Raw genomic sequence first — 25,276 nt, 5'->3', positions numbered from 1 at the left:
GGGCCGCGGGGGTGTCCCGCCGCTGTGTTTTTAAATTTTTTTCCCCCCCCCCCCACAAACCTATTGGGGGGGTCTGTACAACAATCCCATTTTTTCCCCCCCAAAATGGCCTTTTCCCCCCCCCTGACCCCGAATTTCGATTTGGAAGGATTACTTTTTGGACTTTGGTGCGGCGGCGTGGATTTCGGCTTTGCCTGCGTCGGGGAAGCTGGCTTTGGCGGGCTTGGCTTCCGCCTTGACTTCGGGCTTGGCTTCTTCCACTTCGGCTTTGGCTTCGGCTTTCGGGGCGGCCGGCTTGGCTTCGGCTTTGGGGGCCTTCGGTGCCGGCTCGGCTACCGGTGCGGCTACCGGGGCAGCGGCGGGGGCGGCGACGGGCGCGGCCAGTTTCGGGACCTTGACGGCCTGCTTGCTGGCTTCCTTGATCTGCTCCTGCGCGGTCTGGAACAGCTCGGCCTGGGTCTTGCTGGCAATGCTGAACAGCTCGCGGCCGTAGGCGAATACGCCGTCGAAATTCGGCACGCTGGCGGTGCTCTTGGCGAAGAATTCCTGCGCGTCTTTGGCGCCCAGCAGCTCGCGTGCGGTGGCGGACCCTTTGGCGACGCTGGCCTTGGTGGTGCTCAGGTTGAGGGCGATTACCTTCTGCGCGCCTTCGAAGGCGGTGGAGGCGAAGTTGTTGAGGATTTTCAGCTGCGCTTCCAGCTGCGACTTGGTGGCTGCGGAAAATTGCTCGGGAATCGAAAACATATTTTCTCCTGGAACGGATGGGAAATGGTGCGCTGCAATAATCCCATTCTAGCGGTGAATTATTGTATTGGAAAGACATTTTTGCCTACTTTTGAAGCAGAAGTTATGCACCGCAACATTGCACGCCCGGCGCCCTCTGCCTACAATCGGCCATCCCTACCGATGGAGCCCGCGATGGACCTTGTGATCCGCAATGCCAGCCTGCCCGATGGGCGCCAGAACATCGATATCGCGATCGCGGACGGCCGCATCGCCGCCGTCGCTCCCGCCCTGCAAGTCAAGGCGGCGCAGGAAATCGATGCCGAGGGCGACCTGGTCGCGCCTCCGTTCGTCGATGCCCACTTCCATATGGACGCGACCTTGAGCTATGGCCTGCCGCGCGTGAACCAGTCCGGTACGCTGCTCGAGGGCATTGCGCTGTGGGGCGAGCTGAAGCCGCAGCTGGCGCAGGAGGCCCTGGTGGAACGCGCGCTGCAGTATTGCGATTGGGCCGTGGCGCGCGGCCTGCTGGCGATCCGCAGCCATGTGGATGTGTGCGACGACCGCCTGCTGGCGGTGGAGGCGCTGCTGGAGGTGAAGCGGCGCGTCGCCCCTTACCTCGACCTGCAGCTGGTCGCTTTCCCGCAGGATGGTGTGCTGCGCAGCCCGAGCGCGCTGGCCAACCTGCGGCGCGCCATCGCGCTGGGCGTGGATGTGGTGGGCGGCATCCCGCATTTCGAGCGCACCATGGCCGATGGCGCGGAGTCGGTGCGCATCCTGTGCGAGTTCGCGGCCGAACAGGGCCTGCGCGTCGATATGCATTGCGACGAGTCCGACGACCCGCTCTCGCGCCATATCGAAACCCTGGCTTACCACACGCAGCGCCTGGGCCTGCAGGGCAGGGTGGCCGGTTCGCACCTGACGTCCATGCATTCGATGGACAACTATTACGTGAGCAAGCTGCTGCCGCTGATCAAGGAAGCGGGCGTGGCGGCCATCGCCAACCCGCTGATCAATATCACGCTGCAGGGCCGCCACGACAGCTACCCCAAGCGGCGCGGCATGACGCGCGTGCCGGAAATGCTGGCGCACGGCATCGACGTCGCCTTCGGCCACGATTGTGTGATGGACCCGTGGTATAGCCTGGGCTCGGGCGACATGCTGGAAGTGGCCCACATGGGCCTGCACGTGGCGCAGATGACGGGACAGGATGCCATGCGCCAGTGCTTTGACGCGGTGACCAGCGCGCCGGCGCGCATCCTGGGCCTGGAGGGCTACGGCCTGCAGCCCGGCTGCCACGCCGACCTGGTGCTGCTGGATGCGGCCGATCCGGTGGAAGCGATCCGCCTGCGCGCGGCGCGCCGCATGGTGCTGCGGCGCGGCCGCGTGGTGGCGGAGTCGCCGCGCGCGCGGGCGCGGCTGGACTTGCCCGGGCGTCCGGCCGCGACCGGGTTCCGGCTCGAGCGGCATGCTGGACTTGCAAAGGAAAATGCATGAAAATTCAGCATCATTCCTGCCATTGGGAGCAGCTTTGAAAGATATCGCCATCCGCCCGGCCACCGAGGCCGATTTCGACGCCATGTGGACTATTTTCCAGGAGTTGATCGCCAGCGGTGATACCTATTACTTCGCGGCCGACACCAGCCGCGACGACTGCCACGCCTATTGGTTCGGGCGCGGCATCAAGACCTGGGTGGCGGTGCTGAACACGGGCCGCCTGCTGGGCATGTACCGCCTGCTGCCCAACCAGCTTGACCGCGGCGCCCATGTGGCGAATGCCTCCTTCATGGTCAGCCCGGCGGCGCAGGGCGTGGGCATCGGCAAGATGCTGGGCCGCCACTGCCTGGAGCAGGCGCGGCGCGACGGCTACCTGGCCATGCAGTTCAACTATGTTGTGAGCACCAATGTCTCGGCTGTGCTGCTGTGGAAGCGGCTCGGCTTTTCCGTTATCGGCACGCTGCCGCGTGCCTACCGCCACCAGCAGCTCGGTTTTGTCGACGTGTATGTGATGTACAAGTTCCTGGCCGATCCCAACGATTGGCCTGAACAATGATCGATACCCAACGACTGACCTTGCGTCCTCTTACCCTTGACGATGCCGCGTTCTACCTGAAGCTGGTGAACGAGCCGTCCTTCCTGGAAAACATTGGCGATAAAGGCGTGCGCGACCTGGACGGCGCGCGCGCGGCCATGCTGGCGGGGCCGATCGAAATGCAGGCGCGCCTCGGCTACTCGCTGTGGCTGGTGCAGCGCAAGGAGGATGGCGCGTCCATTGGCCTGTGCGGGCTGATCAAGCGCGACACCTTGCCGGGCACCGATATCGGCTATGCCTACCTGCCGGAGTACTGGGGCAAGGGTTACGCGTGGGAAGCGGCGTCGGCCGCCATGGCCCATGGCCGCGATGTGGTGGGCCTGCCTTGCCTGCTTGGTATTGTTTCCCCAAGCAATACCGCTTCCTCGCAGCTGCTGCGCAAGCTGGGCATGCACTGGGTCGAGCGCATCGAACCGAATACCGACCTGTACCGCGTGGAGTTCCCGCCACACAAGTAGGCTTGCGCCAAGATTGGTTTCTTGGCTTTTACTACTTTCAGGCGCATGATTTGGATAGCAGACCGGAAGCGGGGCATAATCTTGCCCTAAAGAAAATCCGGCTTATAGCCAATCAAAAATGGGATACAAATCATGAACTTCGGGAACCTTAAAATTGGTGTCCGCCTGGCGTGCCTGGGCGGATTTTTTTTACTCGCTTTGCTGGTGGTCGGCTTCCAGGGCTGGAATGCGATCAGCACGATCAAGACCAATAATGCGCTTAGCATGCAGCGCTCGGTCGAACTGACCCAGGCGGTCGATACGGCGCGCAGCGCGCAGGTTGAATTCAAGATCCAGGTGCAGGAATGGAAGAACATCCTGGTGCGCGGCCACGACCAGGAGCAGCTCGACAAATACTCCAAGGCGTTCGTGAAGAGCGGCCAGGCGACCATCGGCGAACTGCAAAAGCTGTCCGCCCTGCTGGAAAAGCTGAAGATGCAGACCCCGCTGGTGGATGACGCCATCAAGATGCAGGAGGAGCTGGGCAAGAAATACGGCGCCGCGCTCAAGCAGTTCGACACGGCCAACCCGGAAAGCTACAAGATACTGGACAAGGCGGTGCAGGGCATGGACCGTGCGCCGACCAAGAAGATCGACGAGATCGTTGAGTATATCGACTCCCAGGCGAAGAAGAATGCGGCCGAGGCGACAGCGGCAGCCGATGCAACCAGCCGCGCGGCCACCGTGACGCTGCTGGTGGTCCTGGCCGTTACGACGGCAATCGGCGCGGCGATCCTGTGGTGGATCGTGAAGGGGATTACGCGTCCGCTGGACCAGGCGATCGATATCGCCAAGACCGTGGCGGCGGGCGACCTGCGCTGCGATGTGGAAGTGAAAACCCGCGATGAAGTGGGCGAGCTGCTGACCGCGCTCAAACAAATGAGCGGCAACCTGGCCGACATCGTGAGCCGCGTGCGCCAGGGTACTGAGACGATTGCCAGCGCCTCGCAGGAGGTGGCGACCGGCAGCATGGACCTGTCCTCGCGCACCGAGCAGCAAGCCAGCTCGCTGGAGGAAACCGCGTCCTCGATGACGGAGCTGACCAGCACCGTGAAGCAGAACAACGAGAACGCGACCCAGGCCCGCAAGCTGGCGGACGAGGCGTCGGACGTGGCGGTGCGCGGCGGCGCTACCGTGTCGGAGGTGGTGCAGACCATGGGTGCGATCAACGAGTCCTCGCGCAAGATCGTGGACATCATCGGCGTGATCGACGGCATTGCGTTCCAGACCAATATCCTGGCGCTGAACGCGGCGGTGGAAGCGGCGCGCGCCGGCGAGCAGGGGCGCGGCTTTGCGGTGGTAGCGGGCGAGGTGCGCAACCTGGCGCACCGTTCGGCGGCGGCGGCCAAGGAAATCAAGGAACTGATCGGCGATTCGGTCGAGCGCGTGGAAGCGGGCAGCCGCCTGGTGGGCGAGGCCGGCGTGACCATGGAGGAAGTGGTGAGCAGCGTGCGCCGCGTGACGTCCATCATCGGCGAGATCGCCATGGCGACCGGGGAGCAGAGCGAGGGCATCTCGCAAATCAGCGATGCCATCAGCCAGATGGACAGCGTTACGCAGCAGAATGCGGCGCTGGTGGAGGAAGCGGCGGCCGCCGCCGAAGCCTTGCAGCAGCAGGCGGCCAGCCTGTCGGAGGCGGTGTCCGTGTTCAAGGTGCATGAGACGGCGGGCGCAGCGCGCCCGCGCCTGTCCCCAGGCCGCAGCCTGCAGACGCTGCCGGCTTAAGGCTTCCCTCCCTGCGCTGGCTTGCCGAAGAACCAGGCCAGCGCCACATGCACGCGGCTGGCCCATGACTGCTCGTTGTGGCGGCCGCCTTCATCGGACAGGAACAGCAGCTCGCGGCCTTCGCGGTAGCCGTTCTTCACCAGGGCCTGGCGGAACGCTTCGGTATCCTCCATGCCGTCATACACCGTGCCCGCATCGATATACAGCTTGAGCGGCAGGCGCTTGGGCGGATGCCTGACCGCGTCGCGGTTGTTCCACCAGAACGAGCTGGAAAAGCCGCCCGCCATCGAGAATACCTTGGGGTAGCGCTGGGCGATGCCGAGCGAGGCGATGCCGCCCAGCGATGAACCCATGATGGCGGTGTGCGCGCGGCCCGGCTTGGTGCGGTATTGCCTGTCGACCCAGGGCTTGACGGTCTTCGCCACGAAATCGGCGTAGGCATTCAGTTTGCCGCCGCCGTGCTTGGGGTCGCAGCACGGCGTGTATTCGGCAATGCGGTCGGTGGTGTTGTCGATGCCGACCACGATCACTTCCTGCATATCCCCTTGCCGCACCAGGCGGTCTGCCACTTCGTCGATATTCCACTCGGTGCCGTAGGCGGCGGTGCCGGCGTCGAACAGGTTCTGGCCATCGTGCATGTACAGCACGGGGTAGCGCCGTTTGGTGTCGCTGCCGTAGCTCGGTGGCAGGTAGATGCGCAGCGTGCGTTCGTTGCCGAGTTGCGGCGACTTGAATTTTTCCACCAGTTGCAGCGTGCCGTGGCGCGGCGGCTGGGGCGCTGCGGCGGCCGGCAGCAGGCGGCTGCCCAGCACCTCGGCCTGGTTGCGCGCGCCGCCGGCGTCGGCGTAGCTGGCATTGCTTTGCAGGTCGCTCATATTGTAGAAGGGCTGCAGCTCCAGCTGATAGTTGCCCGGCTTCAGCTGCGCCGTCAGGGGCGTCGACCACGCGGGGCCGTCGGCGGCGGCGTTGTGCGGCATCTGCACGATGCCTTGCGCCGCCAGCGCGCCGTGCCTGTCGCGCAGGCGCACGGCCTGCACGGCGTTGGTGATGCCAAGGTTGATCTGGTGCGCGTGGTTGTTGTAGCGCAGCTGGAGGTGGTAGCGGCCTTCCTTCGCCACGGTGATGCGGCCGTCGCTGGCTGCCTGCATCCCGGCCGCTTGCGTGGCGGAGGTGCACAACGGCTGCGAGTGGTGGCTGCGTGCGCCGCTGGCGGGGTAGGCTGCCTCCACGGCATAGCAATGCGCGGCGCCGGGCGCCGCTGCGCTGTCGCTCCATTCGCCCGCGGCGAGGCCGTGCGCGGCGAGCCGGCCATCGCGATAGATGCTGTAGCGCGCCGCGTCGCGCGTGCCGGGGGCGGGGGCAATGCGCAGCGCCGGCGCCGCGCCGGCCGGGGACAGCTGGACGATCGGTTCGGGCGGCGCGGTGGAGGCGTCTTCGCTGCCGGCGAAAGTGATGGCTTGCCGCCCGGGCACCAGCGGACCCATTTCCACCTCGATCAGGTTGTCGTCGGCCAGTTCGCTCCAGGCGACCGGGCTGCGCGCATCCTTGCCATTCAGCTTGCCGCCGGTCGGCACATAGTGGCCTTCCAGTGCCACGGCGGGCGGCAGCTTGATCCTGAGGTGCAGGCGCTTGCCATGCAGCGTGAGTCCCGACAGTTCGACCACGTCGCTGCCGGCAAACCATTCGCGCCGCAGGCGCGAGGTGATGAACGGGGTCACATGCAGGCGCTCGGCATCGACCCCGATCCCGAACACCTGCTGCACCACCATGCCGAGGAAGCCGCCCACCGACCAGAGCTGGCGGCGCGAATTGATGGCCGGCGCGGACGGGTCGCCGCTGCGCCATTCCAAGTTCTCCATATTGGACAGGTTCAGCGCCGCGCCTTGCAGCAGGCTGGCGTAGGCGGCGTCGGCCACTGCCACATTGCTGTGCTGCGTGGCGGCGCGCAGGCCGTAGGCGGTGACGAAGGGCCACAGGGCGCGGTTGTGGTAGACCGGCACGCCCGGCTGCTGCGGCCAGATGACGGGGGCGCCGAGCGGGCCGTGCGGATAGCGCGCGAGGATGGACTGCGCCTGGCCGGCGTCGGCCACGCCGGTGATGATGGCCAGCGCCTGGCCCAGCCAGTCGAACTTGTGCAGCGGGGCGCCGTCGAAGTGGCCGGCGGACAGGCTGCTGTACATGCCGGCGTCCTTTAGCCACAGCCGGTCGTTGATGGCGATCTTCAGTGCAGCGGCCCAGCGCGTGTAGCGCAGCGCGGTGCCGCTGTCGCCTGCTTCCTGCGCCAGTTCGGCGGCCAGGGTCAGCGCCTTGTAGTGCGCGACGTTGGTGGAGAGTGACTTGGCGCTGGCCATGCTGGACAAGTCGTGCGGGATCCAGCTGGCATAGGATTGCTCGCGCCAGTCGAGGAAGGATTGTTCGCCGTTGTATAAGCCGCTTTCCTGGTCGAAGGCGGCGATACGGTCGTTCTCGATGGTGTTGCGCAGGGCTTGCAGGGCGGTCGCGGCGAACTGGCTGCGTTCGGCGGCGGGCAGCGATTTCAGCGTTTGCTCGGCGCCGAAGGCCCAGCTGACGCGGTCGGTGCTAACCGGCCAGCTGCCGCCGCTGCCGGTGTCCTGCACGATCTGCAGGCCGTCGCTGCTGCCTGCCGCCAGCGCCGGCTTGCCGCTGCGGTAGCCGGAAAGCTTGAACAGCAGCGAGTTGCGCGTGCGCTGCGGGTCGAGCATGGCGAGGCCGAGGTGGGCGGCGTAGGACAGGTCGCGCGTCCACACGTAGTGCCATTTCTCGCCGGTCTCAAAGCACTCGCAGGCGATCGGCTGGCCGCCGTTGTAACTGCCGTCGCGGATGGCTTGCACCGAGTCCTGCTTCATCTCCGTGACCGCCAGGGCGAACAGGGCGTCGAAGGCCAGGTTGCCGCTGCGGACGCGTGGCAGGTTGGCTTGTTCGGCATAGATGATCGATTGCGGGGCGTTGTCGCGCAGCGGCATCGTGGTGGCGTGCGTGTAGCTGCGCAGCGGGGCTTGCGCGTCGGGCGTGGCGAAGCGCGCACGGTAGTTGCCGAAAGGCAGCTCAACGCTGCTGCTGGCAAAGGCCGGCGCGGCTGGCCACGCCAGCGCGAAAGCCGCTGCTATGGCGGCAACTGCGGTGGCCGCAGCTGTCGCCCTGGCGGCGGCAGGGGCGCCGGCGGCGGGGGCGGCGGGGGCGGTGGCGGTAGCGGCGGGGAGGCGGGGCGGCATGTTCACTGGACCTCCATCACTAGCACGCTGCGCGCCGGCAGCGTGAATTTGCCCTGCAGCGGCATGCTGCGGCCGGTGATCACATCCGTGCCGCTGCGCACGCCGGCCAGCATTTCGCGGAAGCGGTCGGCGTCGAGCGTGACGTCGTGCGTGTTCTTGTTCAGCGCCACCATGACTTTCTGCTGGCCGTCATAGCGGAAGTACACATACGTATCCTGCTCCGGCCCGAACTGCATCATCCTGCCATGCTTGACGGCGCTGGAGCCCTTGCGCCAGTTGGCCAGCTTGCGCACGAAAGCCTGCATCTCGCGCTGCGCCTCGGTCAGGCCGGCGCCGGTGAAGGCGTTCACCTTGTCGCCCGCCCATCCGCCCGGCATATCGTGGCGGTAGGACGGGTCGTCGCGCCCTTTGACGGTGCTCGGCATCAGGATCTCGGTGCCGTAATAGAACTGCGGGATGCGCGGCACAGTCAGCGTGAACGCCACTACCATGCGCAGCAAGGCCGGATCGCTGTTCACCACGCTGAAGCTGCGCGCCAGATCGTGGTTGCCCTCGAACAGCACCAGGTTGGACGGGGCAGGGTAGAGGTAATCCTGCGCCAGCGTCTCATACACATCGTACAGGCGGTAGGTGCCATCGGTGTCGGCCAGCGCCTTGCGCAGCGCGTCGTTGAGCGGGAAGTCCATCAGGCTCGGCGCGTTGAGCGCCTGCCAGCGCGCCACGATCGGGATGCGCGTGCTCCACTCCTCGCCCACCATGTTCAGGTTCGGGTATTCCGCGCGCAGGCGGCGCGACCACTCGGTGAGGAAATCGGTCTCGGAATAGCCGTAGGTATCGACCCGCAGGCCGGACAGGCCGGCATATTCGACCCACCAGATGTTGTTCTGGATCAGGTAGTTGGCGACAAAGCGGTTGGCCTGGTTCATATCCGGCATATGCGGCCCGAACCAGCCCTGGGTGAAGTTGCGCGCATCCTCCTTGCTGCCGTACGGATCGACATTGGCCACGCGGTGGTGCGCGGTCGGCGTGTACTTGCCGTTGTAGCTGAGCCAATCCGGCATCGGCATATCCTGCATCCACCAGTGGCGGCTGCCGATGTGGCTCAGCACCACGTCCTGGATCACGCCGATGCCGCGCGCCCGCGCCTGCGCCACGAAGTTGCGGTAATCCTCATTGCTGCCATAGCGCGCATCCACCTTGTAATGGTCGGTCGCCGCGTAGCCGTGGTAGGAATGCTTGTCCTGGTTGTTCTCCACCAGGGGCGTCGGCCAGACCTGGGTGAAGCCCATGTCGCGCACATAATCCAGGTGCGCCGCCATGCCGGCCAGGTCGCCGCCATGGCGCCCGCTGCCGTCGGCGCGGTTGGCCTTGTCCGGCATGCCCGCCACATTGTCGTTGGACGGATCGCCGTTGGCGAAGCGGTCCGGCATGACCTGGTAGATCGCGTCCGCCGGGGAGAAGCCCTGGCGCTGCGCCGAGCCGGGCGCGCGCGCCAGCAGCTGGTAGCTGTACACCATGCCGGCCTTGCCCGGCGCAGAGAAGCGGATATCGAAACGGCCCGGCGCCACGTTCGGCGCCAGTTCCAGGTCGATGAAGAGGTAGTTGCGGTTGGCCACCCGGCTCACGCTGGCGATGCGCACGCCCGGATAGTCGATGGCCGGCTCCAGGCCCGCCACCTGCGGCGCATGCACCATCAGCTGCAGCCTGGGATGCTGCATGCCGGCCCACCAGAACGGCGGCTCCATATGCTGGATGCGCGCCTCCGCCGCGAACGCGGACGGCAGCAGGGCAGGGGGCAGCAGGGCGGCGGCCAGCAGCGCGGCGCAAATGGTCTTTCTCATCTTGTCTCCGGTTGGAATGTCTTATGGGCCTGACAATACACCCAATTGAGCTGTAGTTCTACTACATTGAATTTTGCCCGAAGCTGTAGCCGAAATACAACGCGGCAACGCAGTTTCCCCAAGGAGGCCGGTCAATATTCGCAGTAATACATGCCGGTGATGATGGTCATTCATTGACATTGAATCTAGTTTTAGTACAGAATCCGGCTCAGAGCGTCCGATAGAGCGTTCGCTTCCTAAGGATTCCCGTGTAGTCGAAATAAACCGGTATGCGCAGGTTGCGGGAAAATTGTTTAATGAGTGAGGGGACTTTAATGAACATCTTCGCAAGCAAGCGAGGCAATACCGTATTCCGACTGAGTCCAGTGGCAGCTGGCTGCGCTGTCTTCGTATCGGCCGTTGCCGGCTCTGCCTACGCACAGAACACCACCACCGGCCAGGCGGCCGACGCAACCATGCAAACCGTGACCGTGTCCGGCATCCGGCGTGGTATTGAAGACGCGATCTCGGTCAAGAAGAACGCCACTTCCATCGTTGAGGCGATTTCCGCCGAAGACATCGGCAAGCTGCCGGATTCCTCCATCGCCGAATCCATCGCCCGCCTGCCAGGCCTGGCCGCCCAGCGCGTTGCCGGCCGTGCCCAGAACATTTCCGTCCGCGGCCTGTCGCCGGACTTCTCCACCACCCTGCTGAACGGCCGCGAGCAAGTCTCCACCGGCGACAACCGCAGCGTGGAATTCGACCAGTACCCGTCTGAACTGATCAGCGGCGTGACCATTTACAAGACCCCGGACGCCGGCATGGTCGGCCAGGGCCTGTCCGGCACGCTGGACCTGCAGACCGTGCGTCCGCTGGCCTTCGGCAAGCGCACCGTCTCCATGGGCGCGCGCGTCGAGAAGAACTCCCTGGGCGGCATTGCCAACACCGACGACCGCGGCAACCGCTTCAACTTCAGCTACATCGACCAGTTTGCCGACCGCACCATCGGCGTGGCGATCGGTTTCGCGCACCAGGACCAGCCGCAGCTGGCCTATGAAACCGGCGTGTACGAGCCATGGAAGCGCGAGTCGCGCCCAGGCGTTCCGTCCGGCACCACCGTCACCGACGGCATCAAGTCCCTGGGCCGCAGCGGCTACAACAAGCGCAATGGCCTGATGGGCGTGCTGCAGTACCGCCCAAGCAAGACCTTCACCAGCATGATCGACGTGTACGCGTCGCAGTTCAAGCATGAAGACACCGCCAACCAGTTCGAAGTGCACATCGGCGGCTACAACGGCAACTACACCCCGGGCCTGAACTTCGAAAACGTCACCACCAGCGGCGGCGTGCTGTCCAGCGCCACCGCCACCGGCGTGTACCCGCTGGTACGCGGCATGTACGACAAGCGCAAGGACGATATCCGCGCCATCGGCTGGAACAACGAATGGAAGATGGATGGCTGGTCCCTGGTGGCCGACATCAGCCGCTCCACCGCCAAGCGCGATGAAGTGAGCCTGGAAAACAACCTGCAGATCAGCGACGCAGCCGGCAATCCGTTCCTGGATTCGGTCAAGCTGGCCTTCCGCACCGGCGGTTTCCCGACCATGGACCCGGGCCGCGACTACAGCAGCCCAAGCAACCTGTACGTGCGCAACACCATCTACGGTTCCGGCTACGGCAAGACCCCGAAGGTCAAGGATGAACTGAACGGCTTCAAGCTGGCCGCCAACATCCAGTCCTCCGGCGCGATGGAAAAATACTTCTCGAGCTACGACTTCGGCGTGCACTACTCCGACCGCAGCAAGTTCAAGGACCAGCCGGAAGGCAGCATCAACCTGAAGGGCGCACCGTCCACCATTTCGTCGGACCTGATGTACAACTCGGTCGACCTGGGCTTTGCCGGCGTCGGCATGATCCCGGCCTGGAACGTGCCAGGCGTGGTCGCCAAGTACATGACCTTCGCACCGGTCAACAACCTGGACTACCTGATCGCCAAGGCCTGGACCGTGGATGAGAAGATCACCACCACCTTCGCCAAGGCCAACATCGACTACGACATGGGCGGCGTTTCGGTGCGCGGTAACTTCGGCGTACAGGCGCAGCACACCAAGCAGTCGTCGGACGCCAAGTACTGGGACGGCACCGCCCCAGCCGGCAGCCAGGTCAAGCCAGTCCACGACGGCAAAACCTACACCGACTACCTGCCTAGCCTGAACCTGGCGTTCGGCTTCGAGAACGACCACACCGTGCGCATGGCCCTGGCCAAGCAGATGGCCCGCCCACGCGTCGACCAGATGCGCGCAGCGCTGGACTTCAACGTCGGCACCAACGACTTCAAGCCAAGCGGCAGCGGCGGCAACGCCCAGCTGGACCCATGGCGCGCCAAGGCCTTCGACATCTCGTACGAGAAGTACTTCGGCAAGAAGGCGTACGTGTCGCTGGCTGGTTTCTACAAGAAGCTGGACACCTACATCTTCACCGAGACCCGCACCCGCGACTTCTCGGCGCAGATCCCTGGCACCAAGGCGATCACCCCGTTCGGCAACTACACCGCGCCATACAACGGCAAGGGCGGCAACATGAAGGGCCTGGAGCTGACCGCTTCCCTGCCGCTGAACATGGTGACCCCGGTGCTGGACGGCTTTGGCGTGAGCGGCAGCTATGCCTACACCGACAGCGCGATCACCATCAAGGACCCAAGCAGCAGCATCGCCACCAACATCATGCTGCCTGGCCTGTCGAAGAACACCAGCAACCTGACCCTGTACTACGAGAAGGCAGGCTTCGAAACCCGCGTCAGCCAGCGTCGCCGTTCCGACTTCGTGGGCGAGATCGGCAACTTCGCCGGCGAGCGCACCCTGCGCTACGTGGTGGGTGAGAACATCATCGACTTCCAGATCGGCTACAGCTTCGGCGAAGGCATGTTCAAGGGCATGGGCCTGGTGCTGCAGGTGAACAACCTGCGCAACGCAGCCTACGAGACCTACAACGGTATCGCCAACCAGCAGCTGGAATACCAGAAGTACGGCCGCACCGTACTGGTCGGCGCGAACTACAAGTTCTAAGCAGCCGGCATAAAAAAATCGGGGGCCGCGGCCCCCGATTTTGTTTTACTTCGCTTTAGCGGCGAGTTGCTTGTTTTGTTCGTCCAGCCAGGTTTTCAGCGGGGCGAAGTAGTCCAGCATTGCCTGGCCATCGATGCGTTCCTCGCCGGTGGCGGCTTTCAGTGCTTCCGGCCATGGCTTGGAAGTGCCCATCTCCAGCATGGACCACAGCTTCTTGCCTGCCTTTTCACTGCCGTAGATCGAGCACTGGTGCAGCGGGCCGGTGTAGCCGGCTTCCTTACACAGGGCACGATGGAGTTGGAATTGCAGCAGGTGGGCCAGGAAGTAGCGCGCGTACGGCACGTCGGCCGCCACGTGGTACTTGGCGCCGGCGTCGAAGCCGTCGGCCAGCATCGGCAGCGGGCGCTTCACGCCCATGTACTGCTCGCGCAGCTGCCACCAGCTCTTGTCGTAGTCCGCAGGCTTGGTCTTGCCGGCATAGACGTCCCAGCGCCATTTATCCACCGAGTAGGCGAACGGCAGGAAGGCCACCTTGGCCAGCGCGCGCTTGAGCAGCTCGCCGGTGGCGGCGTTCGGGTCCGGTTCCTCGTTCATCAGGCCGACCTTCTTCAGGTAGTTCGGGGTGATGGACAGGGCAATGGTGTCGCCGATCGCTTCGTGGAAGCCGTCGTTGGCGCCGTTGCGGAACAGGTTGGACTGGTTCTTGTAGGCCAGGTCGTAGTAGATGTGGCCCAGCTCGTGGTGGATGACGGCGAATTCCTCTTCGGTCGGGCGGATGCACATCTTGATGCGCACGTCGTCCTTGCCATCCAGCTGCCATGCCGAGGCGTGGCACACCACGTCGCGGTCACGCGGCTTTTCCAGCAGCGAGCGCTCGTAGAAGGTGTCCGGCAGCTTCGGCATGCCGAGCGAGGTGTAGAAGCGCTCGCCGTACTGCACCATCTCCTTGGCGCTGGTTTTCTTCTGCTCCAGCACATTGGTCAGGTTGAACTTGGAGGCGCCGGTGGCAGGCATCAGCAGCGGGTAGATGTTCTCCCAGCTCTGGCTCCACATATTGCCGAACAGGTGGGCCGGGATCGGGCCGGTCAGCGGCACCACGTCCGGGCCGTAGGCTTCGCGCAGCTTGTAGCGGGCGTAGGTGTGCAGCGACTCGTGCAGCGGCTTGACCTGCTGCCAGATGCGCTCCATCTCGGCCGAAAATTCTTCCGGCTTCATGTCGTAGCCCGAGCGCCACAGGGCGCCGGTGTCGGCATAGCCCATTTCGCGCGCGCCCTTGTTGGACAGCTCAACGTACTCGGTGTACAGCTTCTTGTAGGACGGCGACTGCAGGTGCCAGCCGTTCCACGCTTCCAGCAGCTCTTTCGGGTCGCGGCTGTTGGCCAGGGTCTTTTCCAGGTCGCCCAGGGCCTGGCACTTGCCGTCGGCGGTGCAGTACTTGGCCTTGCCGTAAGCGCCGTTCAGCTTGGCGTTGGCGTCGGCGTAAGCCTGGCGCTCTTTATCGTTCGGCAGCATCAGCGTCAGCTGCAGCAGCTTGATCTTGCGCGCTTCCTCGTCGCTCAGCTTCACGCCGTTAAAGCGGCGCGCTTCCAGCGCGGCCTGGCCGGACGCGTCCAGCTGCAGCTCGCCGAAGTAGGCGGTCAGCGCTTCGGTGTCGTCGGTGATGAAGTTCTGCGCCACCCAGGCGGCGCGGCTGCCGATGTGGCCCAGCTTGTCGAACTTGGCCTCGGTCTCGGCGATAAACTTCTTCGCTTCAGCCGGGGTGCCCTTGCCCTTTTTCGGGGCTGGGGCGGCGTGGGCGAAGCCCGTCGCCAGGGCCAGGCCCAGGGCCAGGACCAGTGGTTTTTTCATAGTAGTTTTAGTCAATTCAATCTCCTCTCAGATAAAACTGCCCGCTAATATATCACTCATGAAACTCATACAACTCGCTGTTTTGGCCCTCTGCAGCCAGGCCGCCCTGGCGCAAAATGCCGATCGCCAGTTCATTTCCGCCGCTCGCAACGCAAATTCGCTCGAAATCGGCACAAATGACGGCAAATACATCATCAAGCCGTATTCGGCAGCCGTGGTGGAAACCACCTTTGTTCCGCACGGCGAGCAGTTCGACCCTGCCTCGCACGCGGTGGTGCTGGCGCCGGCCGCCGTGCCCACCACGCTGCGCGAAGAGGGCGGGGTGCTGGAATACGCCACGCCCGGCCTGACGGTGCGCATTGAGAAGTCGCCGTTCCGCATCAGCTACGCCTACAAAGGCCAGCCGCTGGTGGCGGAGAAGCGCGGCTATCGCCGCGAAGGCAAGATGGAGGCGCTGGAGTTCGCGCTCGATGGCGACGAAGCCCTGTACGGCGCCGGTGCGCGCGCGGTCGGCATGAACCGGCGCGGCCACCGCTTCCAGCTGTATAACCGCGCCCACTACGGCTACGAGGCGCGCTCCACGCTGCTGAACTTCACCATCCCGATGGCGCTGTCGTCCAAGAAGTACGCGATCCACTTCGACAACCCGCAAACCGGCTACCTCGACTTCGACAGCAAGAAGGACGGCACGCTGTCGTACGAAACCATCGGCGGCCGCAAGACCTACCAGGTGGTGGCGGGCGAGCAGTGGGAGGACGTGGTGGCCAACTACACCAGCCTGACCGGCCGCCAGCCGCTGCCACCGCGCTGGACCTTCGGCAATTTCGCCAGCCGCTTCGGCTACCACACGGAGGCCGAAACGCGCGCCGTGGTCGACAAGTTCATCGCCGAGAAGATCCCGGTCGACGCCGTGGTGCTGGACCTGTACTGGTTCGGCAAGACCGTGAAAGGCACGATGGGCAACCTGGCCTGGGACAAGGACAGCTTCCCCAACCCGAAAGGCATGATGGCCGACCTGGCCGCCAAGGGCGTGAAGACCGTGATCATCACCGAACCCTTTGTGCTGACCACCTCCAGCCGCTGGCAGGAAGCCGTCGAGCGGCGCGCGCTGGCCACCGACGCGTCCGGGGCGCCGGGCCGCTATGACTTCTACTTCGGGAACACCGGCCTGGTCGACCTGTACCGCCCGGAAGGGCGCGACTGGTTCTGGAACATCTATAAAGAGCTGAAAGCCGGCGGCGTGGCCGGCTGGTGGGGCGACCTGGGCGAGCCGGAAGTGCATCCGGCGGGCCTGCGCCACGGCAGCAAGGGCGAGCTGGGCGCCGACCAGGTGCACAACATCTACGGCCACGACTGGGCGCGCCTGATCGCTGAAGGCTACCAGAAGGAATTCCCGAACGAGCGTCCCTTCATTCTGATGCGCGCCGGCTATTCCGGCTCGCAGCGCTTCGGCATGATCCCGTGGTCGGGCGACGTGCAGCGCAGCTGGGGCGGCCTGCAGTCGCAGATGGAGATCGCCCTGCAAATGGGCATGCAGGGCCTGGCCTACATGCACTCCGACCTGGGCGGCTTTGCCTCGCCGATGCTGGACGACGAGCTGTACGTGCGCTGGCTGCAGTACGGCGTGTTCCAGCCGGTGTTCCGCCCGCACGCGCAGGAAGAGGTGCCATCCGAGCCGGTGTTCCGCGCCGAGCGCACCAAAGCGCTGGCGCGTGAAGCGGTCCGCCTGCGCTACGCCATGCTGCCGTATAACTACAGTGCAGCATTCGACAACAGCCAGAGCGGCCTGCCGCTGATGCGCCCCATCATGTTCGAGGGCGGCGACGGTGGCGTAGCCTCCACCTACCTGTGGGGCCGCGACTTCCTGGTCGCCCCGGTCACCGAGCCAGGCGCGCAGCGCAAGGAAGTCAACTTCCCCGCCTCGTCCAAGGTCTGGTTCGACTTCCACAGCGGCGCCGCGCACAAGGGCGGCATCAATGAGGTGGTGCAAGTCGTCCCCGAGCGCATTCCGGTCTTCGTGCGCGCCGGCGCCTTGGTGCCGCTGGCGAAAGTGGTGCAGAGCACGCGCGACTACAGCAGCAGGCAGATCGACCTGCATTACTACTACGACGCCAGCGCCGCCGCGTCGTCCGGCAAACTGTATGAGGACGACGGCGCCACCGCCAATGCATACGGCCAGGGCAAATACGAGCTGGCCCGCTTCAGCGCCAGCGCCTCGGCGGGCGGCTTCGAGATCGGCATCGACACCGAGGTTGGCCAGGCCTGGCAGGCTGTCGCGCGCAGCTACGCCGTCAAGGTGCACAATGTGGCCAGCCGTCCGCGCAGCGTGACCCTGGACGGCAAGCCGCTGGCGGCGCGCTGGGATGCCCGTTCCCGCACCCTGGAGCTGGCCGTGCCGGCACGTGCGGCGATGAAGGCGAAACTGGCGGTTGCCCTGTAACATGACTACAAATTTGCACTAAAACCGGCTGTTTACGGGCTGTCACTGCATTGACAGCCCGTAGTTGCCATGTTATTTTGCTACAAATTTACGCAAGCGCGGACAAAAAACGGGGACACTAGATGCACGCAACCACCAGCAAACCGCGGCTGTCATTCTGGCAGCTGTGGAATATGAGCTTCGGCTTCTTTGGCATCCAGTTCGGTTTCGCGCTGCAGAACACCAATACCAGCCGCATTTTCTCCACGCTCGGCGCCACACCCGACGAGCTGCCGCTGTTCTGGCTCGCCGCACCGGTCACCGGCCTGCTGGTGCAGCCGATCATCGGCTACCTGAGCGACAACACCTGGCACGCCAAATGGGGCCGCCGCCGCCCGTTCTTCTTCATCGGCGCGCTGCTGGCCAGCATAGCCCTGTTCCTGATGCCCAATTCCACCGCCTTGTGGATGGCCATCCTGGTGCTGTGGCTGATGGACGCATCGATCAACATCTCGATGGAACCGTTCCGCGCCTTCGTCGGCGACAAGCTCGATGAATCGCAGCAGACCGCCGGCTTCGCGATGCAGACCTTCTTCATCGGCCTGGGCGGCGTGATCGCCTCGCTGCTGCCGACCATCTTCACCGACGTCCTGCACGTCAGTAACGAAGTGGTGAACGGCGCCATCCCCGACTCCGTACGCTACTCCTTCTACGCCGGCGGCGCCGCCTACTTCCTGGCCGTGCTGTGGACCGTGCTGACCGCCGACGAACTGCCGCCGGAAGACGTGGAAAAATTCCGCATGGAGCGCGCCCAGCGCCGCGGCTTCCTGCACTCGCTGAAGGAAGTCTTCGGCGGCGTGATGCACATGCCGAAAACCATGGTGCAGCTGGCGCTGGTGCAGTTTTTCACCTGGTTCGCGCTGATGGGCATGTGGGTATTCACCACGCCCGCCGTGGCCGACAACGTCTTCAACACCGTCGACGGCAAATCCGCACTGTTCCAGGAAGCAGGCAACTGGGTCGGCTGGCTGTTCGCCACCTACGGCGGCGTATCCGCCCTGGCCGCCTTCCTGCTGCCCAAGCTGGCGCACGTCACCAGCCGCCGCTTCGTGCACATGCTCTGCCTGGTAATCGGCGGCTTGAGCCTGGCCAGCGTCGCCTTCATCCACGACAAGCACATGCTGCTGCTGCCGATGATCGGCGTTGGCATCGCCTGGGCCAGCATCCTGACCATGCCATACGCCATCCTGGCAGGCGCGCTACCGGCCAAGCGCATGGGCTACTTCATGGGCGTGTTCAACTACTTCGTGGTGCTGCCGCAGATCGTCGCCAACCTGGTGCTCGGCCCGGTCATCAAGCACCTGTTCGACGGCCACTCCGCCAGCGTGCTGGTGCTGGGCGGCATCTCGATGGCGATTGGCGGCGTGCTGACCCTGATCGTCAGCGACTCCGCCAAGAAAGAAGCCTGAACCATCCAGCGGCGCGCACCGCCCGCGCCGTTCGCGGCAAACTAGGAAAAATGGGGACGTACCCCATTTTCTCGGAGGAGTGGACATGGCAATCCAGACCGTAGCAACTTCCCCCATCCCCGGGCAGCGGCCGGGGACTTCCGGGCTGCGCAAGAAGGTCAGCGTCTTCCAGCAGCCGCACTATCTCGAAAATTTCGTGCAAGGCGTGTTCGACACGCTGGGCGACGCCGCCGGCAAGACCCTGGTGCTGGGCGGCGATGGCCGCTACCACAACCGAGCCGCGATCCAGGTCATCCTGAAGATGGCGGCGGCGCACGGCTTTGCGCGCGTGCTGCTGGGGCAGGGCGGCATCCTGTCCACGCCGGCCGCCAGCTGTGTGATCCGCAAGCACGGCGCCATGGGCGGCATCATCCTCTCCGCCAGCCATAATCCCGGCGGCCCGGAGGGCGACTTCGGCATCAAGTACAACGCGGCCAACGGCGGTCCCGCGCCGGAAGCGCTGACCGAAGCAATCTACCAGCGCACGCTGGCGCTGGCCGCATACCGCATCAGCGACGCGCCGGATGTCGATATCGACGCAATCGGCGCCCGCATGGTCGATGGCATGCACGTCGAAGTGATCGACCCTGTCGCCGACTACGCGGAACTGATGGAGCAGCTGTTCGACTTCGACGCCATCCGCCGCCTGTTCGCCGCCGGCTTCACCATGCGCTTCGACGCCATGCACGCGGTATCCGGCCCGTATGCCCGCGCCATCCTGGAAGGCAGGCTGGGCGCCCCGGCCGGCACCGTCATCAACGGCCAGCCGCTGGAGGACTTCGGCGGCCTGCACCCCGACCCCAACCCGGTCAACGCCGAACAGCTGGTCGCGCTCATGGCCGCACCCGGCGCGCCCGACCTGGGCGCCGCCTCCGACGGCGACGCCGACCGCAACATGATCGTCGGCCGCAGTTTCGCGGTCACCCCGTCCGACAGCCTGGCCGTGCTGGCCGCCAATGCCGCCGTCGCGCCAGGCTACGCCGGCGGCCTGGCCGGCATCGCCCGCTCCATGCCCACCTCGCGCGCCGCCGACCGCGTGGCCGAAGCGCTCGGCGTGCCTTGCTACGAAACGCCCACCGGCTGGAAGTACTTCGGCACCTTGCTCGACGCCGGCAAGGCCACCCTGTGCGGCGAAGAAAGCTACGGCACCGGCTCGAACCATATCCGCGAAAAGGACGGCCTGTGGGCCGTGCTGTTCTGGCTCAACCTGCTGGCCGTGCGCGGCGGCTCGGTGCAGGAAATCGTCGAAGCCCACTGGCAGCGCTTCGGCCGCCACTACTACTCGCGGCACGACTACGAAGCCATCGAGCCCGACGCCGCGCGCCTGCTGATGCAGGACCTGCGCATCAAGCTGGCCAACCTGCCGGGCCAGAAAATGAACCACTACGAAGTGCAGGCTGCCGACGACTTCGAATACACCGACCCGGTGGACGGCGCGCACGCCAGCCAGCAAGGCATCCGCATCATGATGACGGACGGTTCGCGCATCGTCTACCGCCTGTCCGGCACCGGCACCGAAGGCGCCACCCTGCGCGTCTACCTCGAACGCTACGAGGCCGACCCGGCGCAGCACCATATCCCAACGCAGCAAGCACTGGCCGGGCTGATCGCCATCGCCGACAGCGTGGCCAGCATCGCCCTGCACACCGGCCGCAGTAATCCCACCGTCATCACCTGAACCGCAAAAGGAACCAGCCGCATGAAACTGTCATCCCTCGCATTGTCCCTGCTGCTTGCCACCGGCGCACACAGCGCGTTCGCCGCGCCGCCCAAGCCCTTCCTCTGGGAGAATGCGACCGTCTACTTCCTGCTGACCGACCGCTTCGCCAACGGCGACAAGTCCAACGACCTGGCCTACGGCCGCAAGGCCGACGGCGCCCCGCTGCGCGGCTACATGGGCGGCGACTTCAAGGGCCTGACCGCCAAGATCAAGTCGGGCTACTTCGACGAGTTGGGAGTGGACGTGATCTGGACCACGCCGCCGGTCGAGCAGATCCACGCGGGCACGGATGAAGGCACCGGCAAATCCTACGGCTTCCACGGCTACTGGGTGCGCGACTTCACGGCGGTGGACGCCAACCTCGGCACCGAAAAAGACTTCCGCGACTTTGTCGAAGCAGCGCACGCACGCGGCATCCGCGTGCTGCTGGACGTAGTGATGAACCACACCGGACCGGTGACCGAAGCCGATCCCGTCTGGCCGGCCGGCTGGGTACGCACCGAACCGCAATGCCACTACAAGGACGCCCCCGGCACCATCGCCTGCACCCTGGTGAAGAACCTGCCCGACTTCCGCACCGAGAGCAACGAGGCGGTCGAACTGCCGGAAGCGCTGGCCGCCAAATGGAAAGCCGAAGGCCGCTACGAACGCGAAGTGAAAGAGCTGGACGAATTCTTCGCCCGCACCGGCTACCCGCGCGCGCCGCGCTACTACATCATGAAATGGCACGCCGACTGGGTGCGCAAATACGGCATCGACGGCTTCCGCGCCGACACCGTCAAGCACGTGGAGCCCGCCGTATGGGGCGAACTGCGCAAGGTAGCCCAGGCCGCGCACGAAGACTGGAAGCGCGCCAACCCGAAAAAGGTGCTGGGCGACGGCCGCTTCTTCATGACCGCCGAGGTGTACAACTACAACATCGCGCACGGCCTGGAGTTCGACATGGGCGGCGGCACCAAGAGCAACTTCTACGCCAACGGCTTCGAAAACCTGATCAACTTCGGCCTGGTGCACGACGCCAAAGGCGACTACGAATCCGTGTTCGGCAAATACGCCGCCCAGCTGGCCGGCCCGCTCAAAGGCTACTCGGTGCTGAACTACATTTCCTCGCACGACGACGGCAACCCCTTCGACCCGGCGCGCAAGAAGCCGTTCGAATCGGCCAGCAAGCTGCTGCTGGCGCCCGGCCTGGCGCAGATCTACTACGGCGACGAAACCGCGCGCCGGCTCGATATCGCCGAAGCCACCGGCGACGCCAAGCTGCGCTCCTTCATGAACTGGGAAGACCTGAAATCGAACGCCCAGCGCGAAGGCTACAAGGTGGGCGCGGTGCGCGCGCACTGGGCCAAACTGGGCAAATTCCGCCGCGCCCATCCGGCAATCGGGGCAGGGGAGCACAAGAAGCTGGCCGACGCGCCATACACCTTCAGCCGCGTCTACGGCGCAGACAAGGTGGTGGTCGCGCTGGATGCCAAGACCGGCGCCGCGCTGGACATCCAGGTGGGCGGCGTGTTCGCCGAAGGTGTGCGCGTGAAAGACGCCTATTCCGGCGCCACGTACAAGGTGAAGAATGGGGTTGTGCGCACCAACGGCAAGCACGCCACCATCCTGCTGACCCAGTAAAACCGGAAAACCCGGGGGGCAGACAGTGTGGGTCTGCCCCCGGTCTTACTCGACAAACACCACAGCCGTCCGCGCCGGAATGGTGAAGCTGCCGCTGGCCGCATCGAAACGCGCCTCAGCCGCCCGCTTATCCCCCGCCTCCGGCGCGGCATGCACCGGATGCAGCTTGTAAGCCCTGCCAGCCTCCGACGACGCCACGACCGTCTGCGCCACCTTATCCACGTTGATGAAGTAAGCCACGGTACGGAAACCCGCGCCGGGATAGCCCGCGCCATCCAGCCGCGCCGCCACCACGGTCGCCACCTGCAGCGGCCCCGTATTCAGGAAATGCAAGCGCTGCCTGACATCCTCCGCCGAACGCATGCGGAACAGCGAGCTGCTCGCGCGGATACGCAGCAGGTCGCGGAAAGTATCGCGCGCAAACGCGATATCCAGCGGCGTCGGCTTCAGGGCCCGGTTCGCCAGCAAAGGCTGGATCAACGCATAATCCTTACCGTTATCCGCCTCCGGCGGCAAACCCGTGCCGAAATAGTTATCCTGGTAAGTCCAGTCCAGGCGATTGAACCAATCGCCCGACTCAAAGCTATTGCGGTCCATCGACTTCGAACGCAAGATCTCAAAGCCCGCGTGATAATAGGCCACGCCCTGCGAGAACGCATTCACCGCAGCCGCCAGCATCTGCACCCGCGCCCGATCCGCGCTGGTGGTCGACAACGGAAGCTTGAACGCATTGATATCGTAAAGCGTCTGGTTATCGTGGTTCTCCACATAATTCACCACCTCGCCCGGCTCGCTCGCGTAGCCCGCAGGCTGGTTGCCGCCATAGACGATGGACTGCAGCTCGCGCACCTCGCCGGTATGCACCTGCATGCGATATGAACGCAGCGAACCGGCCAGCCCCACGCGCACCATATCCGCCGCCTTCATCAGATCCGCCACCGGACGCAAGCCCGCGCCCGCATTCGCGTCATACACCAGCCCATTCACAAAACCCTGCTGCGCGATCATCTGCGCCCCCGAATCGCCCGCACCGCCGCCGCGCACCGCATCGCGCGCACGGTCGCTGAAAGTACCGATGCCGCTGCCGTTCAGCGACAGCTGCGACGCCTGCACAAAGCGCACCCCATCCGCCACCTCGCCGAAGTTCCAGCCCTCGCCGATCAGGTTCACATGGCGCCCGGCAGCCTTGTTGACGCGCGCCTGCAGCGCCACCATCGCCGCGCGCGGCTGGTGGCCCATCAGGTCGAAGCGGAAGGAATCGATGTGGTAATGCCGCGTCCACAGCTCCGCCGAATCGATCATCAGCTTCGCCATCATCCGGTTCTCGGTCGCCGTGTTGAAGCAGCAGGTCGACTGCTCGATATCGCCCTTCAGGTTCAAACGATGGTAATAACCCGGCACGATACGGTCCAGCACCGAACGCTCATGCTGCCCGCCGCGATAGGTATGGTTGTAGACCACGTCCGTCCCCACGCGCAGGCCGGTCTTATGCAGCGCCATCACCATCTCGCGCAGCTCGACGATGCGGCGCGCCCCATCCGAAGCATCCGTACTGTAGCTACCCTCCGGCGCATTGAAATGCCACGGATCGTAGCCCCAGTTATAGCAATCCTGCTGCGCATTTGCCGACACGATCTTCTGTTGCTGGTCGCTGTCCGGCGCCCCGTGCACGACCGGCGCCACGCAGCCCTTCTCAGGCACGCTGCCCAGGTCATACACCGGCAGCAGGTGCACATCCGTCACGCCCGCCCGCGCCAGCATGGCCAGATGCTTCATGCCGTTCGAACCCGACTCACGGAAAGCCGTGTACTTGCCCCGGTTCGCCACGCTGACCGACTGATCGTTGATCGAAAAATCGCGCACATGCAGCTCATAGATCGACATATCCGGCTGCGCCTTCACGCTGGGAGGCGGCGCATCCTTGTTCCAGCCAGGCGGCGCCAGGCGCGGATCGGCCAGGTCAGCGATATAGCTGCGCGCCGAATCCGCAGCCAGGCTGACGGAGTAAGGATCGGTTACCACATTGCGAACCAGCCCGGTGCGCGGCGCCACAACGTCCACCACGTATTTGTAGTAGCCGCCCGACAGGTTGCCGCGCAGGTTCGCCGACCAGATGCCGGTCTTCGCATCGGCACGCATGCCGGTGATGGATTTCGGCTTGCCGCTGCCGCTATCGAAAAGGCAGACGGACACCCGCTGCGCCGTCGGCGCCCACAGTTTGAAAGTCGTGCCACCTTTGCCGATGGAGGCGCCCAGGTCATTCGCGCCTTCCGCCGCCGCATAGATATCGTCCAGCGCACCCGGCACCTGCAGCGCGGTAGCATCGCGCACGGTGCCATCCTGGTTCTCCTGCACCAGCACCAGCTGCTTCGCCAGCAACGAAGGCAAGCGCGCACGATCCGCCTCCGTCAAGGCCAGCACCACGCCATCGCCCGCGTAGCGGAAGCGCGCCGGCAGTGCAGTCTCCACCAAGGCCAGGGACAACGCCCCATCCGCACCACCGACGGTCGCCCCCCGCGCCGCACTGATGCCCGCCGCCGCCGCGTAATACAGCTTGAAGCTGCCCCCCGGCTCGACGCCCGGCCAAGTCGCCCGCCCGCCATCCAGCCAAAGCGCACGCGCATCGAAGCCCTGGGTGCGTGCCAGCACGGTTTCGTGCGGACCATCGCAAGCGGCCAGGGTAGGCGCCGTCGCGGCCGTCGGTGAAGCTGTGAGGGCGGTGGTAGGCGCGGCCGCCTGGCCCGCCGGCGCGGCCAATGCCGCCACGGCGGAAGCCACCAAAGCCGCCATAAGGGTACGCTGCTGCATATTGTCTCCGTAGTAGTGATGCTACAGAAATATTACCTCAACACATGTAGTTGCACTACATCTCCGCGCCCAAAATTCGGGGTCAGGTCTGACAATCGGACACCGACAGCCTACCTTTGATTTTCCTCAAAACTTCCACTTCATGAAAAACGCCCCGTTCCTGGATGAGCCAGGAACGGGGCGTCTTGAGAAAAG

The 25,276-nt window shown here is 64.9% G+C and carries 14 protein-coding genes; 9 read left to right on the top strand and 5 right to left on the bottom strand.

What is annotated here, in order from left to right:
• Positions 1–150 precede the first annotated feature (150 nt).
• Entirely contained in the window at positions 151–744 is a 594-nt protein-coding gene (gene phaP, locus ACE3TQ_RS14395) for a TIGR01841 family phasin (RefSeq protein WP_374582961.1), read from the bottom strand.
• 174 nt (positions 745–918) lie between these two features.
• Here phaP and ACE3TQ_RS14390 point away from each other — a divergent pair, with 174 nt between their 5' ends.
• The 4 genes from ACE3TQ_RS14390 to ACE3TQ_RS14375 all read left to right on the top strand — a co-directional run bounded on the left by ACE3TQ_RS14390 (position 919) and on the right by ACE3TQ_RS14375 (position 5,037).
• On the top strand, positions 919–2,220 hold the full coding sequence (locus ACE3TQ_RS14390) for an amidohydrolase family protein (RefSeq protein WP_374582960.1): 1,302 nt from the start codon (positions 919–921) through the stop codon (positions 2,218–2,220).
• Positions 2,221–2,254: 34 nt separating this feature from the next.
• Positions 2,255–2,776, top strand: coding sequence for an N-acetyltransferase family protein (locus ACE3TQ_RS14385; RefSeq protein ID WP_374582959.1), 522 nt, complete (start codon positions 2,255–2,257; stop codon positions 2,774–2,776).
• The gene (locus ACE3TQ_RS14380) at positions 2,773–3,273 is read left to right on the top strand and encodes a GNAT family N-acetyltransferase (protein ID WP_374582958.1); all 501 of its coding nucleotides are present in this window, start codon (positions 2,773–2,775) and stop codon (positions 3,271–3,273) included. The genes ACE3TQ_RS14385 and ACE3TQ_RS14380 overlap by 4 nt, the downstream gene beginning before the upstream one ends.
• A gap of 132 nt (positions 3,274–3,405) precedes the next feature.
• A complete protein-coding gene (locus tag ACE3TQ_RS14375) occupies positions 3,406–5,037 on the top strand; it encodes a methyl-accepting chemotaxis protein (protein WP_374582957.1) in 1,632 nt (543 codons plus the stop codon).
• On the opposite strand, the gene ACE3TQ_RS14370 is transcribed toward ACE3TQ_RS14375, so the two are convergent.
• Positions 5,034–8,270 carry an alpha/beta hydrolase-fold protein gene (locus tag ACE3TQ_RS14370; RefSeq protein WP_374582955.1) on the bottom strand — a complete coding sequence of 1,079 codons (3,237 nt, stop codon included), beginning with the start codon at positions 8,268–8,270 and terminating at the stop codon, positions 5,034–5,036. The two genes, ACE3TQ_RS14375 and ACE3TQ_RS14370, sit on opposite strands and share 4 nt — an antisense overlap.
• 2 nt (positions 8,271–8,272) lie before the next feature.
• Positions 8,273–10,111 carry a glycoside hydrolase family 13 protein gene (locus ACE3TQ_RS14365; protein WP_374582954.1) on the bottom strand — a complete coding sequence of 613 codons (1,839 nt, stop codon included), beginning with the start codon at positions 10,109–10,111 and terminating at the stop codon, positions 8,273–8,275.
• A 314-nt stretch (positions 10,112–10,425) separates the two neighbouring features.
• Between ACE3TQ_RS14365 and ACE3TQ_RS14360 the strand changes: the two genes are divergently transcribed.
• Complete coding sequence (locus ACE3TQ_RS14360; RefSeq protein WP_374582953.1) at positions 10,426–13,155, top strand: TonB-dependent receptor; 2,730 nt, start codon at positions 10,426–10,428, stop codon at positions 13,153–13,155.
• A gap of 45 nt (positions 13,156–13,200) precedes the next feature.
• On the opposite strand, the gene ACE3TQ_RS14355 is transcribed toward ACE3TQ_RS14360, so the two are convergent.
• Complete coding sequence (locus ACE3TQ_RS14355) at positions 13,201–15,003, bottom strand: M2 family metallopeptidase (protein ID WP_374582952.1); 1,803 nt, start codon at positions 15,001–15,003, stop codon at positions 13,201–13,203.
• A gap of 58 nt (positions 15,004–15,061) precedes the next feature.
• Between ACE3TQ_RS14355 and ACE3TQ_RS14350 the strand changes: the two genes are divergently transcribed.
• The 4 genes from ACE3TQ_RS14350 to ACE3TQ_RS14335 all read left to right on the top strand — a co-directional run bounded on the left by ACE3TQ_RS14350 (position 15,062) and on the right by ACE3TQ_RS14335 (position 22,273).
• Positions 15,062–17,443 carry a TIM-barrel domain-containing protein gene (locus tag ACE3TQ_RS14350; protein WP_374582951.1) on the top strand — a complete coding sequence of 794 codons (2,382 nt, stop codon included), beginning with the start codon at positions 15,062–15,064 and terminating at the stop codon, positions 17,441–17,443.
• A 122-nt stretch (positions 17,444–17,565) separates the two neighbouring features.
• Positions 17,566–18,891, top strand: coding sequence for an MFS transporter (locus ACE3TQ_RS14345; RefSeq protein WP_374582950.1), 1,326 nt, complete (start codon positions 17,566–17,568; stop codon positions 18,889–18,891).
• Positions 18,892–18,976: 85 nt separating this feature from the next.
• Positions 18,977–20,608, top strand: a complete 1,632-nt coding sequence (locus ACE3TQ_RS14340) for an alpha-D-glucose phosphate-specific phosphoglucomutase (RefSeq protein ID WP_374582949.1) — start codon at positions 18,977–18,979, stop codon at positions 20,606–20,608.
• 21 nt (positions 20,609–20,629) lie between these two features.
• Positions 20,630–22,273 carry an alpha-amylase family glycosyl hydrolase gene (locus tag ACE3TQ_RS14335; protein WP_374582948.1) on the top strand — a complete coding sequence of 548 codons (1,644 nt, stop codon included), beginning with the start codon at positions 20,630–20,632 and terminating at the stop codon, positions 22,271–22,273.
• 45 nt (positions 22,274–22,318) lie between these two features.
• Here ACE3TQ_RS14335 and ACE3TQ_RS14330 read toward each other — a convergent pair whose 3' ends face one another.
• Positions 22,319–25,081: an alpha-1,6-glucosidase domain-containing protein gene (locus ACE3TQ_RS14330; RefSeq protein ID WP_374582947.1), complete on the bottom strand. Its 2,763-nt coding sequence runs from the start codon at positions 25,079–25,081 to the stop codon at positions 22,319–22,321.
• Between the last annotated feature and the right edge of the window lie 195 nt (positions 25,082–25,276).

Origin of the sequence: Pseudoduganella sp. (assembly GCF_041914865.1) — a bacterium.
GTDB lineage: Bacteria > Pseudomonadota > Gammaproteobacteria > Burkholderiales > Burkholderiaceae_D > Rugamonas.
This window is presented reverse-complemented; position numbering and strand designations above follow the sequence as displayed.